At 69.5% G+C, this 16,278-nt stretch carries 15 protein-coding genes; 10 read left to right on the forward strand and 5 right to left on the reverse strand.

The features are described from left to right. Positions 1–51: 51 nt before the first annotated feature. Positions 52–1,590, reverse strand: a complete 1,539-nt coding sequence (locus FHS23_RS06230) for an IucA/IucC family protein (RefSeq protein ID WP_183649132.1) — start codon at positions 1,588–1,590, stop codon at positions 52–54. Between the two features lie 291 nt (positions 1,591–1,881). On the opposite strand from FHS23_RS06230, the gene FHS23_RS06235 reads away from it, so the two are divergent. Further along, the gene (locus FHS23_RS06235; RefSeq protein WP_183649135.1) at positions 1,882–3,012 is read left to right on the forward strand and encodes a DNA polymerase III subunit beta family protein; all 1,131 of its coding nucleotides are present in this window, start codon (positions 1,882–1,884) and stop codon (positions 3,010–3,012) included. A 78-nt stretch (positions 3,013–3,090) separates the two neighbouring features. Here FHS23_RS06235 and FHS23_RS06240 read toward each other — a convergent pair whose 3' ends face one another. Then, positions 3,091–3,552: a MarR family transcriptional regulator gene (locus tag FHS23_RS06240; protein ID WP_183649138.1), complete on the reverse strand. Its 462-nt coding sequence runs from the start codon at positions 3,550–3,552 to the stop codon at positions 3,091–3,093. Positions 3,553–3,738: 186 nt separating this feature from the next. Here FHS23_RS06240 and FHS23_RS06245 point away from each other — a divergent pair, with 186 nt between their 5' ends. The 4 genes from FHS23_RS06245 to FHS23_RS06260 all read left to right on the forward strand — a co-directional run bounded on the left by FHS23_RS06245 (position 3,739) and on the right by FHS23_RS06260 (position 8,200). Further along, positions 3,739–4,704: a ring-cleaving dioxygenase gene (locus FHS23_RS06245; RefSeq protein WP_183649141.1), complete on the forward strand. Its 966-nt coding sequence runs from the start codon at positions 3,739–3,741 to the stop codon at positions 4,702–4,704. Then, a complete protein-coding gene (locus tag FHS23_RS06250; protein WP_183649144.1) occupies positions 4,701–5,312 on the forward strand; it encodes an alpha/beta hydrolase in 612 nt (203 codons plus the stop codon). Before FHS23_RS06245 ends, FHS23_RS06250 begins: the two co-directional genes overlap by 4 nt. A 734-nt stretch (positions 5,313–6,046) precedes the next feature. Beyond that, a complete protein-coding gene (locus FHS23_RS06255) occupies positions 6,047–6,802 on the forward strand; it encodes an Abi-alpha family protein (RefSeq protein WP_343053678.1) in 756 nt (251 codons plus the stop codon). A gap of 141 nt (positions 6,803–6,943) precedes the next feature. After that, positions 6,944–8,200: a DUF445 domain-containing protein gene (locus tag FHS23_RS06260; RefSeq protein ID WP_183649147.1), complete on the forward strand. Its 1,257-nt coding sequence runs from the start codon at positions 6,944–6,946 to the stop codon at positions 8,198–8,200. Positions 8,201–8,244: 44 nt separating this feature from the next. Here the strand turns inward: FHS23_RS06260 and ggh are convergent, their stop codons facing one another. Beyond that, on the reverse strand, positions 8,245–9,600 hold the full coding sequence (gene ggh, locus FHS23_RS06265) for a glucosylglycerate hydrolase (protein ID WP_183649150.1): 1,356 nt from the start codon (positions 9,598–9,600) through the stop codon (positions 8,245–8,247). A 112-nt stretch (positions 9,601–9,712) separates the two neighbouring features. On the opposite strand from ggh, the gene FHS23_RS06270 reads away from it, so the two are divergent. After that, positions 9,713–10,897: an ROK family protein gene (locus FHS23_RS06270; protein WP_183649153.1), complete on the forward strand. Its 1,185-nt coding sequence runs from the start codon at positions 9,713–9,715 to the stop codon at positions 10,895–10,897. Here the strand turns inward: FHS23_RS06270 and FHS23_RS06275 are convergent. After that, positions 10,875–11,690 carry a hypothetical protein gene (locus FHS23_RS06275; protein ID WP_183649157.1) on the reverse strand — a complete coding sequence of 272 codons (816 nt, stop codon included), beginning with the start codon at positions 11,688–11,690 and terminating at the stop codon, positions 10,875–10,877. The genes FHS23_RS06270 and FHS23_RS06275 overlap by 23 nt on opposite strands. A gap of 50 nt (positions 11,691–11,740) precedes the next feature. Between FHS23_RS06275 and FHS23_RS06280 the strand changes: the two genes are divergently transcribed. Then, on the forward strand, positions 11,741–12,250 hold the full coding sequence (locus FHS23_RS06280; protein ID WP_183649160.1) for a mycothiol transferase: 510 nt from the start codon (positions 11,741–11,743) through the stop codon (positions 12,248–12,250). A 401-nt stretch (positions 12,251–12,651) separates the two neighbouring features. On the opposite strand, the gene FHS23_RS06285 is transcribed toward FHS23_RS06280, so the two are convergent. Continuing rightward, positions 12,652–13,221, reverse strand: coding sequence for an HhH-GPD-type base excision DNA repair protein (locus FHS23_RS06285; protein WP_183649163.1), 570 nt, complete (start codon positions 13,219–13,221; stop codon positions 12,652–12,654). Between the two features lie 499 nt (positions 13,222–13,720). Between FHS23_RS06285 and ectA the strand changes: the two genes are divergently transcribed. The 3 genes from ectA to FHS23_RS06300 all read left to right on the forward strand — a co-directional run bounded on the left by ectA (position 13,721) and on the right by FHS23_RS06300 (position 16,155). Beyond that, positions 13,721–14,260, forward strand: a complete 540-nt coding sequence (gene ectA / locus FHS23_RS06290) for a diaminobutyrate acetyltransferase (RefSeq protein WP_183649166.1) — start codon at positions 13,721–13,723, stop codon at positions 14,258–14,260. A 59-nt stretch (positions 14,261–14,319) separates the two neighbouring features. Then, on the forward strand, positions 14,320–15,573 hold the full coding sequence (ectB, locus tag FHS23_RS06295) for a diaminobutyrate--2-oxoglutarate transaminase (RefSeq protein ID WP_183649169.1): 1,254 nt from the start codon (positions 14,320–14,322) through the stop codon (positions 15,571–15,573). Between the two features lie 189 nt (positions 15,574–15,762). Then, positions 15,763–16,155, forward strand: a complete 393-nt coding sequence (locus FHS23_RS06300; RefSeq protein WP_183649172.1) for an ectoine synthase — start codon at positions 15,763–15,765, stop codon at positions 16,153–16,155. Positions 16,156–16,278 lie beyond the last annotated feature (123 nt).

Below are 16,278 nucleotides of genomic sequence, written 5' to 3' on the forward strand. Positions count from 1 at the left end.
AGCGCGCCGGGAGCATCGGCGGAGTCGGCGACGGCGTCGAGGCGGGGGAACTCACCCCGGCTTTGTCCTGTGGAAGACCGCCGCCTTCCACAGTGGATTCGGGATTCGGACGTAGTGTGGCCGTTCGCCGCGCTGGGTGAACCGGCTCAGCAGATTCGCCTTCGCGGGCAGCTCGGGCATGTCCAGAAGACGGTCAGCCGCTGGGACGTACGCCAGTTCGGTGGCGGCGACCGTCCACAATCGCCGTTCCCCTGTGGACGTGTGCCTGCCGAGTGCGTGGACGACGTGCGCCAGTTGGTTCGTGATCGCGTGGTAACACAGCCGGCGCCACGCCTCCTCGTCGTCGTAGAGGGCGGGGCTGTCGGGCGGCAGCACTTCGGCGTGCCTGCGGCTGATGGCCACTCCCTCCATGTCCCGCACGAGGAAACGAGCCGGCATCCCGTCGTCGTCGAGGTGCAGCAGTGAGTTCTGGACGTGCGCCTCGAACGCGACGCCGTGGCCTGCGAACGCCGACAGCAACGGCACCTGTGCGATCGCGACGTACCGGCGTAGCCATTCCTCGACGTCGCCGGAGCGGTCCGCGCGGCCCGCGAGGACGGCGGGGTCGTCGAGTAGTCCGGCCAGCACCCGGGCACGCCGGTCGGGCGCGACCCGCCGCACGGCGTTGACCTCGGCCGCGAGGTCGTGTCCCACGGCAGCCGGGTCGAGCGTGCACATCCCGGTCTCGGCCACGACCTCGAAACCGTGCATGGCCGGGAGTCTCGTGATCGCGCGGGCGACGTCGGCCGCGCGGCGCAGGTGTTCGACCGGGGTGTTGCGGACGAAGTTCGTGATGCGCACGTGGAGCGGCAGTTTCCATGTGACCTCGGCGGCCGGGTCGCACACGGTGCGCACCGACGACGTGGGGTACACCTCGCCACCGCACGGGCCGAGGTCGACGATCGACTCGTCGCCGACGAGCCGCTGCACGGCGGGGTTGCGCCGCAGATGCCGGGCCTGCCACGGGTGCACAGGGATCGGGACGTAACCGTCCGGAACGACGTCCGCGACGTCCGCGGGGACGGTGACGTCGCCCTCCTCGCGGACGAGCTCCCTGGCGACGGCCAGGTACGGCAGTCCGAACGACACCCCGAGTTCCGGTGCGAACGCGTCGAGGTCGGCGTCGCTGAATCCCTCGGCGCTCTTCGGCGTGGGATGGAACGGGTGCCCGAACAGGACGCTCTGTTCCGACTCGCGCATCGGGTCGATGTCATGAGGCCGGAAGCGGCTCGGTTGTGACAGGTACCGCGCGGTGCGGTCGATGCTGCCGTCGATCTGTGCGCGCAGCACCCGGGATCCTGCGAAACCGGTGCGCCGCTCGAGTTCGTGGAGGATCGTGTCGATCACGTGCGCGGGCGTCTCGGCGTAGTCGTGGTGGCCCGTGGGCGAGGCGTAGGTGACGGTCAGCCGGAGGACGCCGCCGGTGGCGGGCAGCGGCACGGTCAACGGGCCCGCGGTGATGTCGTGGAGCCCGTTCTCCCGCAGATACGCGTTGACGATGCGCCGGATCGTGGCCTGCTGCGCGCGCGGGTACGGCCGTGAGGCGGTCATGGCAGGTGCGGTGTCGGAAACGCGAGCGTGTGGCCGACACGGTCGAGAACGGGGCCGGCTGCGGTTCCGGGACGGAGGGTTCCGGGAAGGGGTGCAGCGATGGGTGCAGCGATGGTCACGGATTGCCTCGATGGGTCGGAGCCGTTGTCAGGCTAGTCTCGCCCTCAGTCCCGGCACCACTGCCGGCCGACCATCCGGCCACGATGTCGCGACCACGGGGAAGCCTCCACCCGGCGGGCTCCCGCCGGAGGAGTTGACCTTCGAGTTGCCTGAAAGCCGAGCATCGTCGCCATGCCTGACACCGAGCTGATCCCCATCGGAACGTTCGCGCGCCGCAGTGGCCTGACCGCCAGCGCACTGCGGTTCTACGACGACTCCGGCGTGCTCCGGCCCGCCGACGTCGACGCGGCCTCCGGCTACCGCTACTACCACGTCGACCAGCTCGAACGCGCCGTCACGGTGCGCCGCCTGCGCGAGCTCGACATGCCGCTGGCCACCGTCGGACAGGTGCTGACCGCCGATCAGACGCGCGCAGCCCGGCTGATCGACGAGCACGTCGCATCCCTCTCGGCGCGTGCGGACGCGGCCCGGCGGCTGGCCGTCGAGGTGAAGGCGGCGCTGACAGGGGAGGACGCGGTGCCGTTGGCGACGGTGAAGGGGCCGGTGCTGGCCGCGGCCGTCGACCAGGTGCTCGCCGCGACGGGTGTCTCGGAGGACCACCCGGCGATCGCGGGCGTGCGGCTCGAGGTGAACGGGGAGGCGCTGACGCTGACCGCCACCGACAGGTACCGCCTGTCCACGCGCACGCTCGTCCCCGAGGAGTCGTCCGGCGCGGAATGGGCGGCGACGTTGAGCGGCGACGACCTGCGTGTGGTGCTCGGCGAGATCCGCCGCCGGCACGTCGTGCGGCTCGAGGCGTTGCCGGACGGTGTGCGATTCCATGAGGTCGCCGGCCCGGGCGTCGGCACCGCGGGCGGCGACCACGGTGGCACGGGACGGTTGTCCGGCGACGTGCGTTGCCGGCTGCTCGACGGCGAGTTCCCCGACCACCACGCCCTGCTGGCCGCGCTCACCGGCCCGTCGACGCGGGTCGTCGTCGCGAAGGACGCGTTGCTGCGGGCGATCGAGAGTCGGGCGGAACCGACCGTCCGGGTGTCCGTCCGTCCCGGCGAGTGCGTCCTCTCCGGGCCCGGCGCGGAGTCGGGAGACCCGGCCGGACACGTGGTGACGGCGGAGGTCGAGGGCGCCGCCGCGGAGATGTGGTTCGGCGCCGTCGTGCTGCATCCCGCTGTGGCGACGGCCGTGGGGCCCGACGTCATGCTCGACATGCGCGGCCCTGCGGAGCCCCTCACGGTGCGGTCGGCCGACAACGGTGACCTCGCCACCCACGCGATGCCGCACACGCCGCCGGTCGAAGCCTGACCCGGGTCCCGGGTCGCGCCGTCCTGCCGTCGGGGCCCCTCGCCCGGCGGCAGGAGGCGCGTCATCCGGGGTGGGCCGTCACTCCGGGTTCGCGCCGTTGACGCTGCGCAGGGTGCGCATCGCCTCGGCGAGCTCCTCCGACGACCGGCTGCCCAGCGGCGTGAGCACGCGCTCGCGCAGGATGTCCGCGCACGCCTTTCGCGCGTTCGACGCAACGTCGCGGCCGTGGTCGGTCAGGCACGCGTACGTGACGCGTCGGTCCTCGGAACTGGGTACCCGTTCGATGAGGTCGGCGGCGACGAGGCGGTCGGCGACCTTGGTGAACCCGCCGCTCGACAGTGCAGCCTCTTTGGCCAGCCGGGTCATCGGCAGTCGGTGATCCGGGGAGCGGACGAGCCGCACCAGGATGTCGAACGAGGCAGGTGGAAGGTCGAAGCGTTCCGCGATCTCGCCCATCAGTCGGTCTTGGGTGGCCAGGTAGCCCTCGATCACGAGGCCCCACCAGGTCACGATCTCGTCGTCGTCCGGCTCTGTCGTCACGGTGGACCACCTTACATGTCGCTTCCCGGCGCAGATTCTCGCCGTGATGACTCTCGTACAGATGAATCTAGCAGGGGTGATTCTCACGATAAAGAGTCTCGTATGGCAAACTCTCGCTAAGAGATGTCTTGCACGCGAGAAGTTTCGGCGCTAACGTCATCCCCAACGAGTTCGGAGGAGATCGCCATGGGCTTCCAGACCAGCGGCCTGCACCACGTCACCGCCATCGGTGGCGACCCGCAGCGCAACGTCGACTTCTATCTGCGCACGCTCGGACTGCGCCTGGTGAAGACGACCGTCAACTTCGACGACCCGGAGACGTACCACCTGTACTACGGCGACGAGGCGGGCCGACCCGGCACGCTGCTGACGTTCTTCCCCTGGCGCGGCGTGCCGAAGGGGAGGATCGGCACCGGCCAGGCGACGACCACCGCCTTCTCCGTGCCGGAGCACTCGCTCGGCTGGTGGAAACAGCACCTGGAGACGTCCGGCACCACGCCGGGAACCGTAGTGACCAGGGACAACGAGGAGGCGCTCACCTTCCGGGACCCGGACGGGCTGCAGATCGCCCTCGTCGCCCACCCGCAGACCGACCCGCGCGCGCCGTGGGACACGCCGTTCGTTCCCGCCGAGCACGCGATCCGTGGACTGCACTCGGTGACCATGTCGGTGACCTCGGAGGACGCGACGGCGACGATGCTCACCGACGGCCTCGGCCTCTCGCTCGCAGGTGAGAGCTCCGGCCGGTTCCGCTTCCAGGCGGGCGAGGGTGGCTCCGGCGCGTTCGTCGACGTCGAGGTCACGCCGGACGCGCCGAAGGGGGTCGTCGCGGGCGGCACGGTGCACCACATCGCGTGGCGGGCCACCGACGACGCCGAGCAGCTCGCTCTGCGGGAGGAACTCGTCGGCACGGGTGTCGGCGTGACGTCGGTGCTCGACCGGCAGTACTTCCGCTCCATCTACTTCCGTGAGCCGGGCGGTGTGCTGCTGGAGGTGGCGACCGACCAGCCCGGATTCGACATCGACGAACCGCTGCTCGAACTGGGTCGTGCGCTGAAGCTGCCTCCGTGGCTCGAGCCGACGCGGGACCAGATCGCAGGTGCGCTGCCGCAGCTGGAGCTGCCCGCCGAGAACAACCCGGTGCAGGCATGACTGGCCTGGCGTTCGATCACCGGTATGTCGAGGGTTCGCAGGCCGAGCCGGTGTTGTTGCTCCTGCACGGCACCGGTGGCAGCCCGGACGACATCCTCGCGCTCGGTAAGGAGCTCAGCCCCTCATCGACGATGATCGCGCCGGCCGGGCCGGTCTCGGAGAACGGTGCGGCGCGCTGGTTCCGCAGGCTCGCCGAGGGCGTGTTCGACGTCGACGACGTCGTCGTGCGTGCGGGCGAGCTGGCCGAGTTCGTCGAGTCGGCCCGCGAGCACTACGGCCTCGCCGGGCGGAGGCTCGTGGCTGCTGGGTTCTCGAACGGCGCCAACATCGCCGCCGCCGTCGCGCTGCTGCGGCCGGACGTGCTCAGCGAGGTGATGTTGTTCTCCTCCATGTCGCCGCTGCCCGAGCCGCCCGCAGGCGACCTCGCGGACGCGCGGGTGTTCCTCGCCAACGGCAGGCACGACCCGATGGCGCCGCTCGACTCGAGTGAGCGACTGGTGCGCACGTTCCGGGAGCGCGGCGCCGAGGTGACCGAGTACTGGCACCCGGGTGGGCACCAGATCACCGTGGACGGCCTCGACGCCGCCAAGGAGTGGCTCCGGTACTAGAGGAGATGTGCGGGCCGCGGGGGCGGTCCGTGGCCCGCCACATCGTCCTGCGGCGCGGGGACATCGCCGAAGTGGCGTGGTGCGCCGGCCGGCCCGGTTCGGGGTGGGAACCGTCGAGCCGGGCCGGCCGTTTCGCCGGGTGGGGGATCGGCGAGGGCGGCCTCCGGCAGGGGTCGCAGGGGGACGTCTGCCGGAGGCCGGCCGTGTCGCGGCCCGCTCGGATCCGGATTACGCCGGCGCGTGGGATTGCGACCCCGCGAAGTCGGCAGGGCCTCGACCACAGCGTCGACGCGTGGGTGACGCGGACTGGAGGGCATGCGGACGGCCGTTCGCCCTGCCGACTCTGGTCCAGCCGGCCGATTCCGTCACTCTCGGTAGGAATCGCACATTGCAGACTGGTCCTGTCGGCGGCTCCGGATTATTCCCATGCGTTCTACAGTGCGTGTCTTCCGAAACCGGACACCGGTGGGAGGTGCACGCGATGCAGGTCGGCGACATGGTCGACTGCCCTCGTTGCCACGGCTCCGGGCTGACCCCCAACCGCAAGGGCCCGTGCCCGAATTGCGGCGGGCTCGGGCAGGTGCCGCAACGACAGGGACGCGGCGAGACGCCCCGATGGGACGGACCGCCGACAGAGGCGGCACGGGTCGCCGGGTGCCGTGGACGTGCCGTGTCGTCGCAGCGACGGGCGGTGATCAACAACTCCGTGACGCCCGCCCAGTAGCATCGGGCGTGTGGAAACCGACGAGTTGATGCAGCGCGCGGGCAAGCTGGCCGGATGGGCGGCACGGACCGGTTACTCGCTGGGTAAACGCCTGCCCGGTGCCGACGGTGCCGAACGCTCGCTGCGCAATCTCGAGCAGAAGGCGCTGACCGAACTCCACAAACGGATGGAGGGCGCCAGCAACCGCAGGCTGCTCGAACTGACGGAGCTGCCCTCCTCGCCCTCGGGCGAGGGCGCCGCCGGCGGACACGGCGAGAACGGGTCCGGGTCGAAGAGCTCGTCGACGGCCGTCGCGGTGCCACTGCCGACCGACCCGCTGCGGGCGGGCATGGCCGCGCTGCTGAACCGGTCCACACATCTGAGCCGGGAGGCTGCGCGCGACTACCTCTACGCGTCGATCCTCCGGCAACTCACGCCCGACGAGGCGCGCATCCTGTCGGTGTTGTCGGACGGCGCCGACTACCCGGTGGTCCAGATCTCCGAACGCAAGACCGGGCGGGTCGTGCTGCGGAACGCTTCGACGATCGGCAAGACGGCGGGAGTGTCGGCCACGACGCACGTGCCCGTGTACGTCTCGCGCCTGGTGGCGTTCGGCCTCGCCGAGATCGACGACGAGCAGACCGAACTGGCGACCCAGTACGAGATCCTGATGACCGACGAGACGGTGCGGAAGGCCGAGGACCTCGTCAAACGTCCGAGGATCACCCGCGGCGCGCTGCGGATCACGCCGCTCGGCGTCAACTTCTGGCTGGCCTGCGCACCGTGACGGCTGCACCCCCTTCCTCCCCTCGGGGCGGGTGTCGCGATCTGGCGGCGAGTCGCCTGGCCGTGTGATCATGCGCGCCTGCGTCGACGACCGGGTCGGCGCAGCTGCCACAGCTGTGGTTCCGACGCGCGGCGGTGATCGATGGGCGAGTACCTGCACGGCATAGTCGACGACTTCGTGCGGTATTGGCCTGTCTACTCGTCGATTCCGGTGGTCGCGGCGTTGATCGGCTGGGTGACCAAGCTGGTCGCGATCCGCATGATGTTCGAACCGATCGAGTTCACCGGCATCCGCCGTCGGGGCAGGCCGTTCCTCGGCTGGCAGGGCATCGTGCCGCGACGGGCGGCGCGGATGGCGGGTATCGCGGTCGACACCATGACCGAGCAGCTGATCTCGCCGCGCGACATCGTGCAGCGGCTGGATCCGGCACGCATCGGCAAGGAGATCGAGGCTCCGCTGCGGGAGGCGATCGAGGAGATCGTCGTCGACGTGGCCGAGCGGTATCAGCCCGGCCTGTGGGAGCGATTGCCCGACCGGGCCAGGCGCATGGTGATCCGCCGCGTGCAGGATCAGGCGCCGCACATGGTCGCGACGGTCATCGACCAGATCAAGGCCGACGTGGACTCGGTGTTCGATCTGAAGGACATGGTCGTCACGCACCTGGTCAAGGACAAGGCGCTGCTGAACCGCATCTTCCAAGAGGCGGGCCACAAGGAGTTCCGGTTCATCGGCCGGTCGGGACTGTTGTTCGGCGCGTTGATCGGCATCGTGCAGATGATCGTGTGGTTGTTGCTGCGCGTACCGCTGATCATGCCGGTGTTCGGCCTGTTCATCGGCTGGTTCACCGACTGGCTGGCGCTGAAGATGATCTTCCGGCCGTTGCGGCCGCGGAAGTACTTCGGCGTGACCTGGCAGGGGCTGTTCCTCAAGCGCCGCGACGAGGTCACCGACGCTTATGCCGACCTGATCGCCACCGAGATCATCACGCCACGCAACGTCATCGACGCCGTACTGCGCGGTCCGACGTCCGACCGTGTGCTGACGATGATCGAACGGCAGGTGGATGCCGAGCTGGAGCGACACACCGGCGTGGCGAAACCGCTGGTACTGCTGGCCATGGGAGGAGGCCGGTACGGGGCTCTCAAGGACCGCATCGCCGAGTCGGTGATGACTCGGCTGCCCGAAACGCTGCGTTATGTCGAGACCTATGCCGCCGACGCCATGGACATCCGCGGCACGCTCGTGACCAAGATGCGTGAACTCGACGACGCCGAGTTCGAAGGCCTCCTGCGCCCGGCGTTCCAACAGGACGAGTGGATCCTCATCCTCACCGGTGCGTTGCTCGGCGGCCTGTGTGGTGAACTGCAGGTCCAGCTCGTTCTCGTGCTGACGGGGTGACTGCGCACAGTGCTCTGAACGCCGGTGTGGGTCGTGCAGCGGTGCTACACGCTGCACAGCCAGTCGAGGACGACGGCGGCGGTCCAGGACTGGTTCGCGCTTCCCAGTGGCGCTGCCGTGAACGGTTCGTAGTACTCGCCGAACGACCCGTCGGAGGCCAGGTGCACGCCTTGCGCGCGGAACTCGCTGGCGTGTCGTTCCCAGCCGCGCCGGCCGAACGCCCAGCCGAACAGCCAGGTCACGACCGGCCATTGTGGACCCCGCCAGTACAGCTTCGGGTCGAAGTCCTCGGATCGCGGCGACACCGACGGGGGCACGGCGGCGAGGAGGTCGGGGTGGGCCGACCACGAGGGCCCGTCGAGTGTGTCGATGAGTCGCTGCTCGGTATCGGCCGGCAGGCCGCCGCACAGTAGAGGGGAGAACGCGGCGATGGACTCCGTGTCGAGCCACGTGCCGGTGCGCACGTCGAAGTCGCGTGCCATGCCGGTGTCGGGGTGGCAACTGCGGGCCGCCGCGGCGCGGGTGCGTTCGGCCCACGTGCGCAGCTCCGCGATCTCGGTGGCCGGTGCGCCGATCTCCTCGCCGAGGTCGGCGAGCGTCTCGCTCGCCAGCGCGAACACGGCGGTGACGAACACGTCGCCGACGAGGAACGCCGACGTCTCGACGATCTCGTCGGGGTTGTAGTCGGCGCGCCGCATCTGCTCGATGAGCCACAGGTACCGGTCGTACTCGTCGTCGCTGGGCCGCTGGCCGGGGTCGTCGACCTTCAGCACGTCGAGGCGAACGTACGGTGGCAGGTCGGGGCCCGGCCGCACGCCCGCGTACGGAACGTCCCACCGCGGCGAGTTGTCCATTCCGGACTCCCAGCCGTGCACGATCGTGACCAGACCGTGGTCGCCGGACATGCGGTGCCGGGCGATCCAGCGGTGCCAGTGGTGCAGTGGTTCCCACACGCGCCGGGCGAAGTCCTCCGCGACGCGGGTGTCGGTGCCGGACGTACGGCGGGCCGTGTCGACGATGCGGCGCAGCGCGATGGCGTGGACCGGCGGCTGGCAGATGCCGGAGGTGCGCACCCCCGCGGGACGCTGTGGTGCGTCGTCGGTGCCCCACCGGTCGGGTCCGGGGAAGTAGTCGTCGTCGCCGGTGAACACGATGTGCGGGATCATCCCGTCGCACCACTGGGCCGACAACAGCGTGTCCAGCTCGGCCGCGGCGCGGCCCACGTCGAGGTGGGCGAGCCCGATCGAGATGAACGCCGCGTCCCAACTCCACATGTGCGGGTACAGGCGCGGCGATGCCGTCACGAGCGTTCCGGTGTCGTTGTCGCGTAACACCATCGCGGCCCGAGCGGCGAGGCTCGCCGCCCGGTGGGTGGTGCGGTTGCCGGCGGCGGTGGTCACCGGGCCTCCCGGGGCAGAGACGTTCGGGCGAACGAGATGTGTCGACAACGTGCCGTGTTACCCACTTTTGTCAGTTCCGTTAACATAAGTAGGAGGGAGGGTGATTGTCAACGTGGTTGCGACCAACGAGCAGCGGAATCCCCCGAGCGCGACGTCACCGGGGCGGGTGCTCGACGTGTTGCGCGCGCACGGTCCGTTGACCCGGCAGGAACTGCAGGACCGGGTCGGGCTCTCGCGCGTGACGCTGGTCGAACGCCTCGACGTGCTGCGCGCGCACGGACTGGTGCGCGCGAGCGGCCACCGGCATTCGAGCGGCGGGCGACGTGCCGAGATGCTGGAGGTCGACCTCGAGACGCCGAGCGCCCTGACCGTCGACCTCGGACAGAGTCACGCGGCACTGGCCGTCACCGACCTGCGCGGCACCGTGCTCGCCCGCGACCACCACCGGTTGCCCGCGCGGCACGATCCCGACGACGTCGTCCCGCTGCTGCTACGCGCGGGCCGTGACCTGCTCGACCGCACCGGTCGCGCCGACGACCTCCGGGCGATGGCGTTGTCCCTGCCGGGGCAGATCGACCACGAACGCGGCGTCACCGTCGCCCCGGCGACCATGCCCTCCTGGAACGCCCGTCCGCTGCGCGAACCTTTCGCCGACGCGTTCGGTGTGCCCGTGCTGCTGGAGAACGATGCCAACGCGCTCGCGTTCGGCGACCACTGCGCGATGGGCAGGCCGGACGCCACGGTCGTCGGCGTGAAGATCGGTACCGGTATCGGTGCCGGTGTCATCGTGTCGGGGCGCATCCATCGTGGCGAGAGCGGCACCGCGGGCGAGATGGGGCACATGCGTATCGAAGGCAACGATCGCCGGTGCTCGTGCGGTCGGCGCGGTTGCGTTGCGGCCAGTGCGGGCGGTAGCGCGCTCGTGCGGGAGCTGCGACCGTCCGGGGTGCGGTCGATGGACGACGTCGTGCGTCGCGTGGGTGACGGTTCCGAGGACGCCGTACGCGTCACCGCCGAGGCGGGGCGGCTCGTGGGAACGGTGCTGGCCACGGTCGTGACGATCGTCAACCCGCGGCACGTCCGTATCGGCGGCGCGATCGGCGTGTTGCCGCCGTTCCTGGACGCGCTGCGCGACACGGTGGAGGCGAACGCTCACGCCAGTGCGCTGCGCGGACTCGATGTCGGTCCGTCCGGCCTCGGCGCCGACGGTGCATTCGTCGGGCTGGCCGGGCTCGTGGCCGACGAGATGCTCGCACCGTCCACTGTGGATGCGCTCATTGATCGGGCAGTGCGGTGAATCGCAGCGTCGGATCGTCGCGGTACGCAGTCAGGTCCCGCAGGTCGGTTCGGCTCGGCTCGCCGTACGGCGCGAACCGGTGCCGGTGCGAGCGCGGCGGGCCGAACAGTTCGTCCGGCATGTCCTCGTCGACGTCCTCGATCGCCACGTCGTGCCCTTGGCCCGCGGCGCTTCCGCCGAGGTCCTCGGAGTACACGCACACGCCCGTCGCCACGTCGAGTCGCACGAGGTATGCGTCGGCGAACACCGTGCCCGGTGGCGGTTCGTGGTCCTCGGCGGCCTCCGATTCCGCCGAGAACAGCAGTGGACAGCAGCCGCAGCGCGGATCGTACCGGCGCGTGGTGCGCAGCCGCGCCTGCCACGCGGCCCTGCCGTGGTGCTCGACGGCGGCGAGGTCGAGGATCTCCGTACCCGCCACCGCGGTGCCGTCGTCGTCGCGGCCGTCGGCGAGCTCGTACGGGTCGAGCATCGCGACCCAGTGGTAGTTCTGGTACATCGGCGGTTCGAAGTCGAACCGGAACGCCGGAGGTTCATCCGGAGCCCGGGCGAGGAGGCCGTCGGCGGCGAGGTCGACCGCGGGTGGCTCGGCCACGTTGAGGTCGGCGGTGCGGTCGAGGACGGCGCCGCTGAGGTCCTCGACACGGAGTCTGCCCGGTTTGCGTACCCGGGCGCGCACGGTGTGGACCGCCCGGTCCTCGCCGACGCGGCGGTTGCCTACGGTGAACCGCAGCGACCGCCACCTCCACGGTGCCGACCGTGCCAGTGCGCGGAACCGTTCCTCCGTCGGATCCATGAATCGTTGGTACCAGGCGAGTCGGCGGCCGGGCGACCACAATGGCGGACATGGGAAGTGTCGAGCTGTTGACCGACGCCTTCGGGCGGGTCCGGGACATCGTCCGCGACGTCGTCGAGGGGCTGGACGCCGACGCGCTGGCCGCACGCCTCGACGCCGACGCCAACTCCATCGGGTGGCTCGTGTGGCACCTGACGCGGGTGCAGGACGACCACGTCGCCGACGTCGCCGGTCGCGAACAGCGGTGGACGGCCGACGGCTGGATGGAACGGTTCGGGCTGCCGTTTCCGTCCGGTGACATCGGCTACGGGCATTCCAGCGCCGACGTCGCCGCCGTGCGGGTGACCGACCCCGACCTGCTCGTCGGCTACCACGAAGCGGTGCACGAGCAGACCGTCGATTACGTCGGCGGGATCACCGACGCCGACCTCGACGTGGTCGTCGACGACTCGTGGGATCCACCGACGACCCTGGGCGTGCGGCTGGTCAGTGTCATCGGCGACACGATGCAGCACGCGGGCCAGGCCGAGTTCGTCCGCGGCATCCTCCTGCGACGTTGAATCCTCGGGCAGCGCCTGCGACGGCCCGAGCCCCCGTGCGACGTCTCTGACACCGACGCACGCGTCCGCACCCGCATGTGGCGAACCGTTCACCGCCGGGGATCCCGGCCTCTAGGCTCGGCCGCGCAGGAGCGCGGAGTGTCGTGGAGGTCGGTCGGGCTCTTCTGACCGTCGCGATCGGGTACGTGCTGAGCCTCAACGGCTGGGTGCTCGCCGACCCGGGCGGCTCGTGGTGCCGCCGCGCGGCCGGCCCGCGTCGAGACGACGCGGGGCCGAGTACGAGGTGCAGTACAGCATGCACAACGGCGGGGACCGGACGCCACGGCGCCACGACTGCGTGCGCGACCCGGACAGCTGTCGCCGCGAATCCTGACCGGTCGCGCGCGGGCGCGGTGTGGTGGCTACTTCTTCGCTGCGGCCTTCTGTGCTTTCTTGAAGTCGCGTACCTCGGCGAGGGTCTCGGAGTCGACGACGTCGGCGATCGAGCGGCGCGCGCCCTCGTCGCCGTAGGCGCCCGCGGCCTCGCGCCAGCCGCCGGGCTGCACACCGCGCTGCTTGCCCAGCAGCGCCAGGAAGATGCGCGCCTTCTGGTCACCGAAACCGGGAAGCGCCTTCAACCGCTTGAGGACCTCCTTGCCGTCGGGGTCGCCGTGTGTCCACAGCTCGGCGGTGTCCCCGTCGTAGTGGTCCGCGATGTAGCGGGCCAGCGCGTGGAGCCGCTTGCCCATCGATGCGCCGTAGCGGTGGATCGCCGGTTTGGCCACGCACAGCTCGACGAAGGCGTCGACGTCCATCTCGGCGATCTTGTGGACGTCGAAGCCGTCCATGCGTTCCTGCAGCTTCCGGGGACCCGCGAAGGCAACTTCCATCGCCACCTGCTGATCGAGGAGCATGCCGCTGAGCAGGGCGAACGGGTCTTCGGAGAGCAGCTTGTCGGCGTCGGCGTCGCCGGTGAGGTGCAGCGTGGACATGTCGCCATTCTCGCACGCAGAACCGACCGCGGGTACGAACCGGCGCCGACGGAGCGCCCGAAGGTCTGGAGTGCCCACGGCGCTCTCTGCCGTCGGATCCGGTCACTGGTTGTGTTCGCTCTGCTCGTACTGTGACGGCGTCACCCGCCGGGTGCGCAGCCGGGCCGATCACCCCGAGTGAATACGTACGGGCGAAAAGTTGCCACCGTTCGGCCTCTCCCGCCGGGAGGCCGGTGCCACTACCGTGCTGTGCGGTGGCTCTCGGACGCCGCATTCCGACGTCGCTGTCCGGTGCGGTGGCCCGTGTCGACGACCGGCGTGCCCGTACGGCCGAGGGTCGAAAGTCCCTGGACACGGCCGCGGGTTAGCACAGCGGTGTCTTGATCGGTAGCTCGCTGTCGCCATCATCACGCACGTTTCTGCGTCGTTGCAGGTTGATCGGGTGATTGAGCGCGTTGCCCGCTGATATCGGAACGCGAACCTGTTAGATTGCTTCAATATGTCCGGAAAGCACACAAAGCGTGCCAACGGCGATAATGATTCGGCGGGCCACGTGGTGATCGAACCACCAGCGGCGGATGACGGCGCGGCCCTCTGGCGAATAGCGCGTGATTCACAAAAGCTGGACTTGAACTCGTCCTACGCCTACTTGCTGTGGTGCCGTGATTTCGCCGACACATCTGTCGTCGCCCGTGCCGACGGGGAACCCGTAGGATTCGTGATGGGCTATCGCAGGCCTGCGACGCCCGATTCGTTGCTGGTCTGGCAGGTCGCCGTCGACGATTCCCAACGAGGCCGAGGCCTTGCCGGAAAGATGCTGGACGCACTGTTCGAGCGTGCGACCTCCACCGGTGTTCGCTACCTCGACACGACCATCACGCCGGACAACGACGCGTCCATCCGACTGTTCACGTCGTTCGCGAAGCGCTGGGACGCGACGCTGGAACGGTCCGAGTTCCTCGCGGCGGCCGAATTCCCGGAGCCGCACGAACCGGAGGACCTGTTCCGCGTCGGCCCGTTGAACGCGTCCGCCGACTGAATCGCCCGGCCCAGAGCCGGCACAAACCAAGATTTGCCTGAAAAGCAGGAGCTGAGAACGTGAGCATCTTCGAAAAGCTCGAATCCCAGGTGCGGAGCTACAGTCGCGGCTGGCCCGTGGTCTTCGACAAGGCCCAGGGCAGCTGGCTCTACTCCGAGGACGGCAAGCCGTACCTGGACTTCTTCGCCGGTGCCGGTGCCCTCAACTACGGGCACAACAACCCGGCACTGAAGCAGGCGCTGCTCGACTACATCTCCCGCGACGGCGTCACGCACTCGCTGGACATGTTCACCACGGCGAAGCGGGACTTCCTGGAGTCGCTGGACGAGCAGATCCTGCAGCCGCGGAACATGGAGTACAAGGTCATCTTCCCCGGCCCCGGCGGCGCCAACGCCGTCGAGGGTGCGCTGAAACTGGCGCGCAAGGTGACCGGGCGCGAGTCGGTCATCAACTTCACCAACGCGTTCCACGGCATGACCCTCGGCGCGCTGTCGGTCACCGGTAACTCGATGAAGCGCGGCGCCGCGGGCATCCCGCTCGTGCACGCCACGCCGATGCCGTTCGACAAGTACTTCGACGGCGAGTACCCCGACTTCTTCTACTTCGAGCGCCTGCTCGAGGACTCCGGCTCGGGACTCAACGAGCCGGCCGCCGTGATCGTCGAGTCGGTGCAGGGTGAGGGCGGCATCAACGCCGCGCGCCTCGACTGGCTCAAGGGCCTGTCCGACCTGTGCAAGAAGCACGGCATCCTGCTGATCCTCGACGACGTGCAGATGGGCTGCGGGCGCACCGGACCGTTCTTCAGCTTCGAAGAGGCCGGCATCGTGCCGGACATGATCTGCCTGTCCAAGTCGATCGGCGGTTACGGCCTGCCGATGGCGATCACGCTGGTGCGCCCGGACCTCGACGTCTGGTCGCCCGGCGAGCACAACGGCACCTTCCGCGGCATCAGCCCGGCGTTCGTCACGGCCGCCGCCGCGCTGCGCACCTACTGGTCCGACGACGAGCTCGAGAAGTCGACCAAGGAGAAGGGCGAGCGCATCGGCGCCCGGTTCCGCAAGTTCGTCGAGGAGTACCCGGACGCCGAGCTCATGGCCAAGGGCCGTGGTCTCGCACGCGGCCTCGAGTTCGGCAGCGGGGAGGCTGCGGGCAAGGTCGCCGCCGCCGCGTTCGACCGCGGCCTGCTGCTCGAGACGTCCGGTCCGAGCGACGAGGTCGTCAAGCTGCTGCCGCCGCTGACCCTCACCGACGAGGAGCTCGACAAGGGCCTGGAGATCATCGCCGAATCCGTCGAATCGGTGCTGTCCCGCTGACGCCACCGTCGCGGTTCTCCCTCCCATGGCGCCGCTCGGCCTGAATTCCACACGAGAACGGTGATTCACCGCCAGGAACGTCCCTCGACGTCACCCTGGCGGTGAATCGCCGTGACCCCGGCGGGCACGAGGCGGCGCTTCGAGCACAATCACCGGTACGACCCGATCAACCCGACCCGAGGAGTCGCCTTGTTCGTCCGCAGCATCGACGACATCACGGACACCGAAGCCGACATCAAGACCGAGAACTGGCGCAGCAAGCGCATCGTCCTCGCCAAGGACAAGCTCGGTTTCTCCGTGCACGAGACCACGCTCTACGCGGGCACCGTGAACGACTTCTGGTACGCCAACCACATCGAAGCCGTGTTCATCACCCAGGGTGAGGGCGAGGTGGAGGACAAGGCGACCGGCGAGATTCACCAGCTCAAGCCGGGCTCCATCTACGTCCTCAACAACGCCGACAAGCACCAGGTGCGGCCGCGGACCGAGATGAAGACCGTCTGCGTGTTCAACCCGCCGGTCACCGGCCGGGAGGTCCACGACGAGAACGGCGTCTACCCGCTGATCGTCGAAGAGGACTGACACACACGCGTCACCGCCGGCCGGTGGCGTAATACGGAAGCTCCGCGGGAACCCGGTCGGTGAGATGTCGTGATGTCACGGCCTTCACCCGGCCGGGTTCTCGCGTTTCACGAGAGGAACAAC

It is taken from the genome of Prauserella isguenensis (genome assembly GCF_014191605.1).
Lineage (GTDB): Bacteria > Actinomycetota > Actinomycetes > Mycobacteriales > Pseudonocardiaceae > Prauserella > Prauserella isguenensis.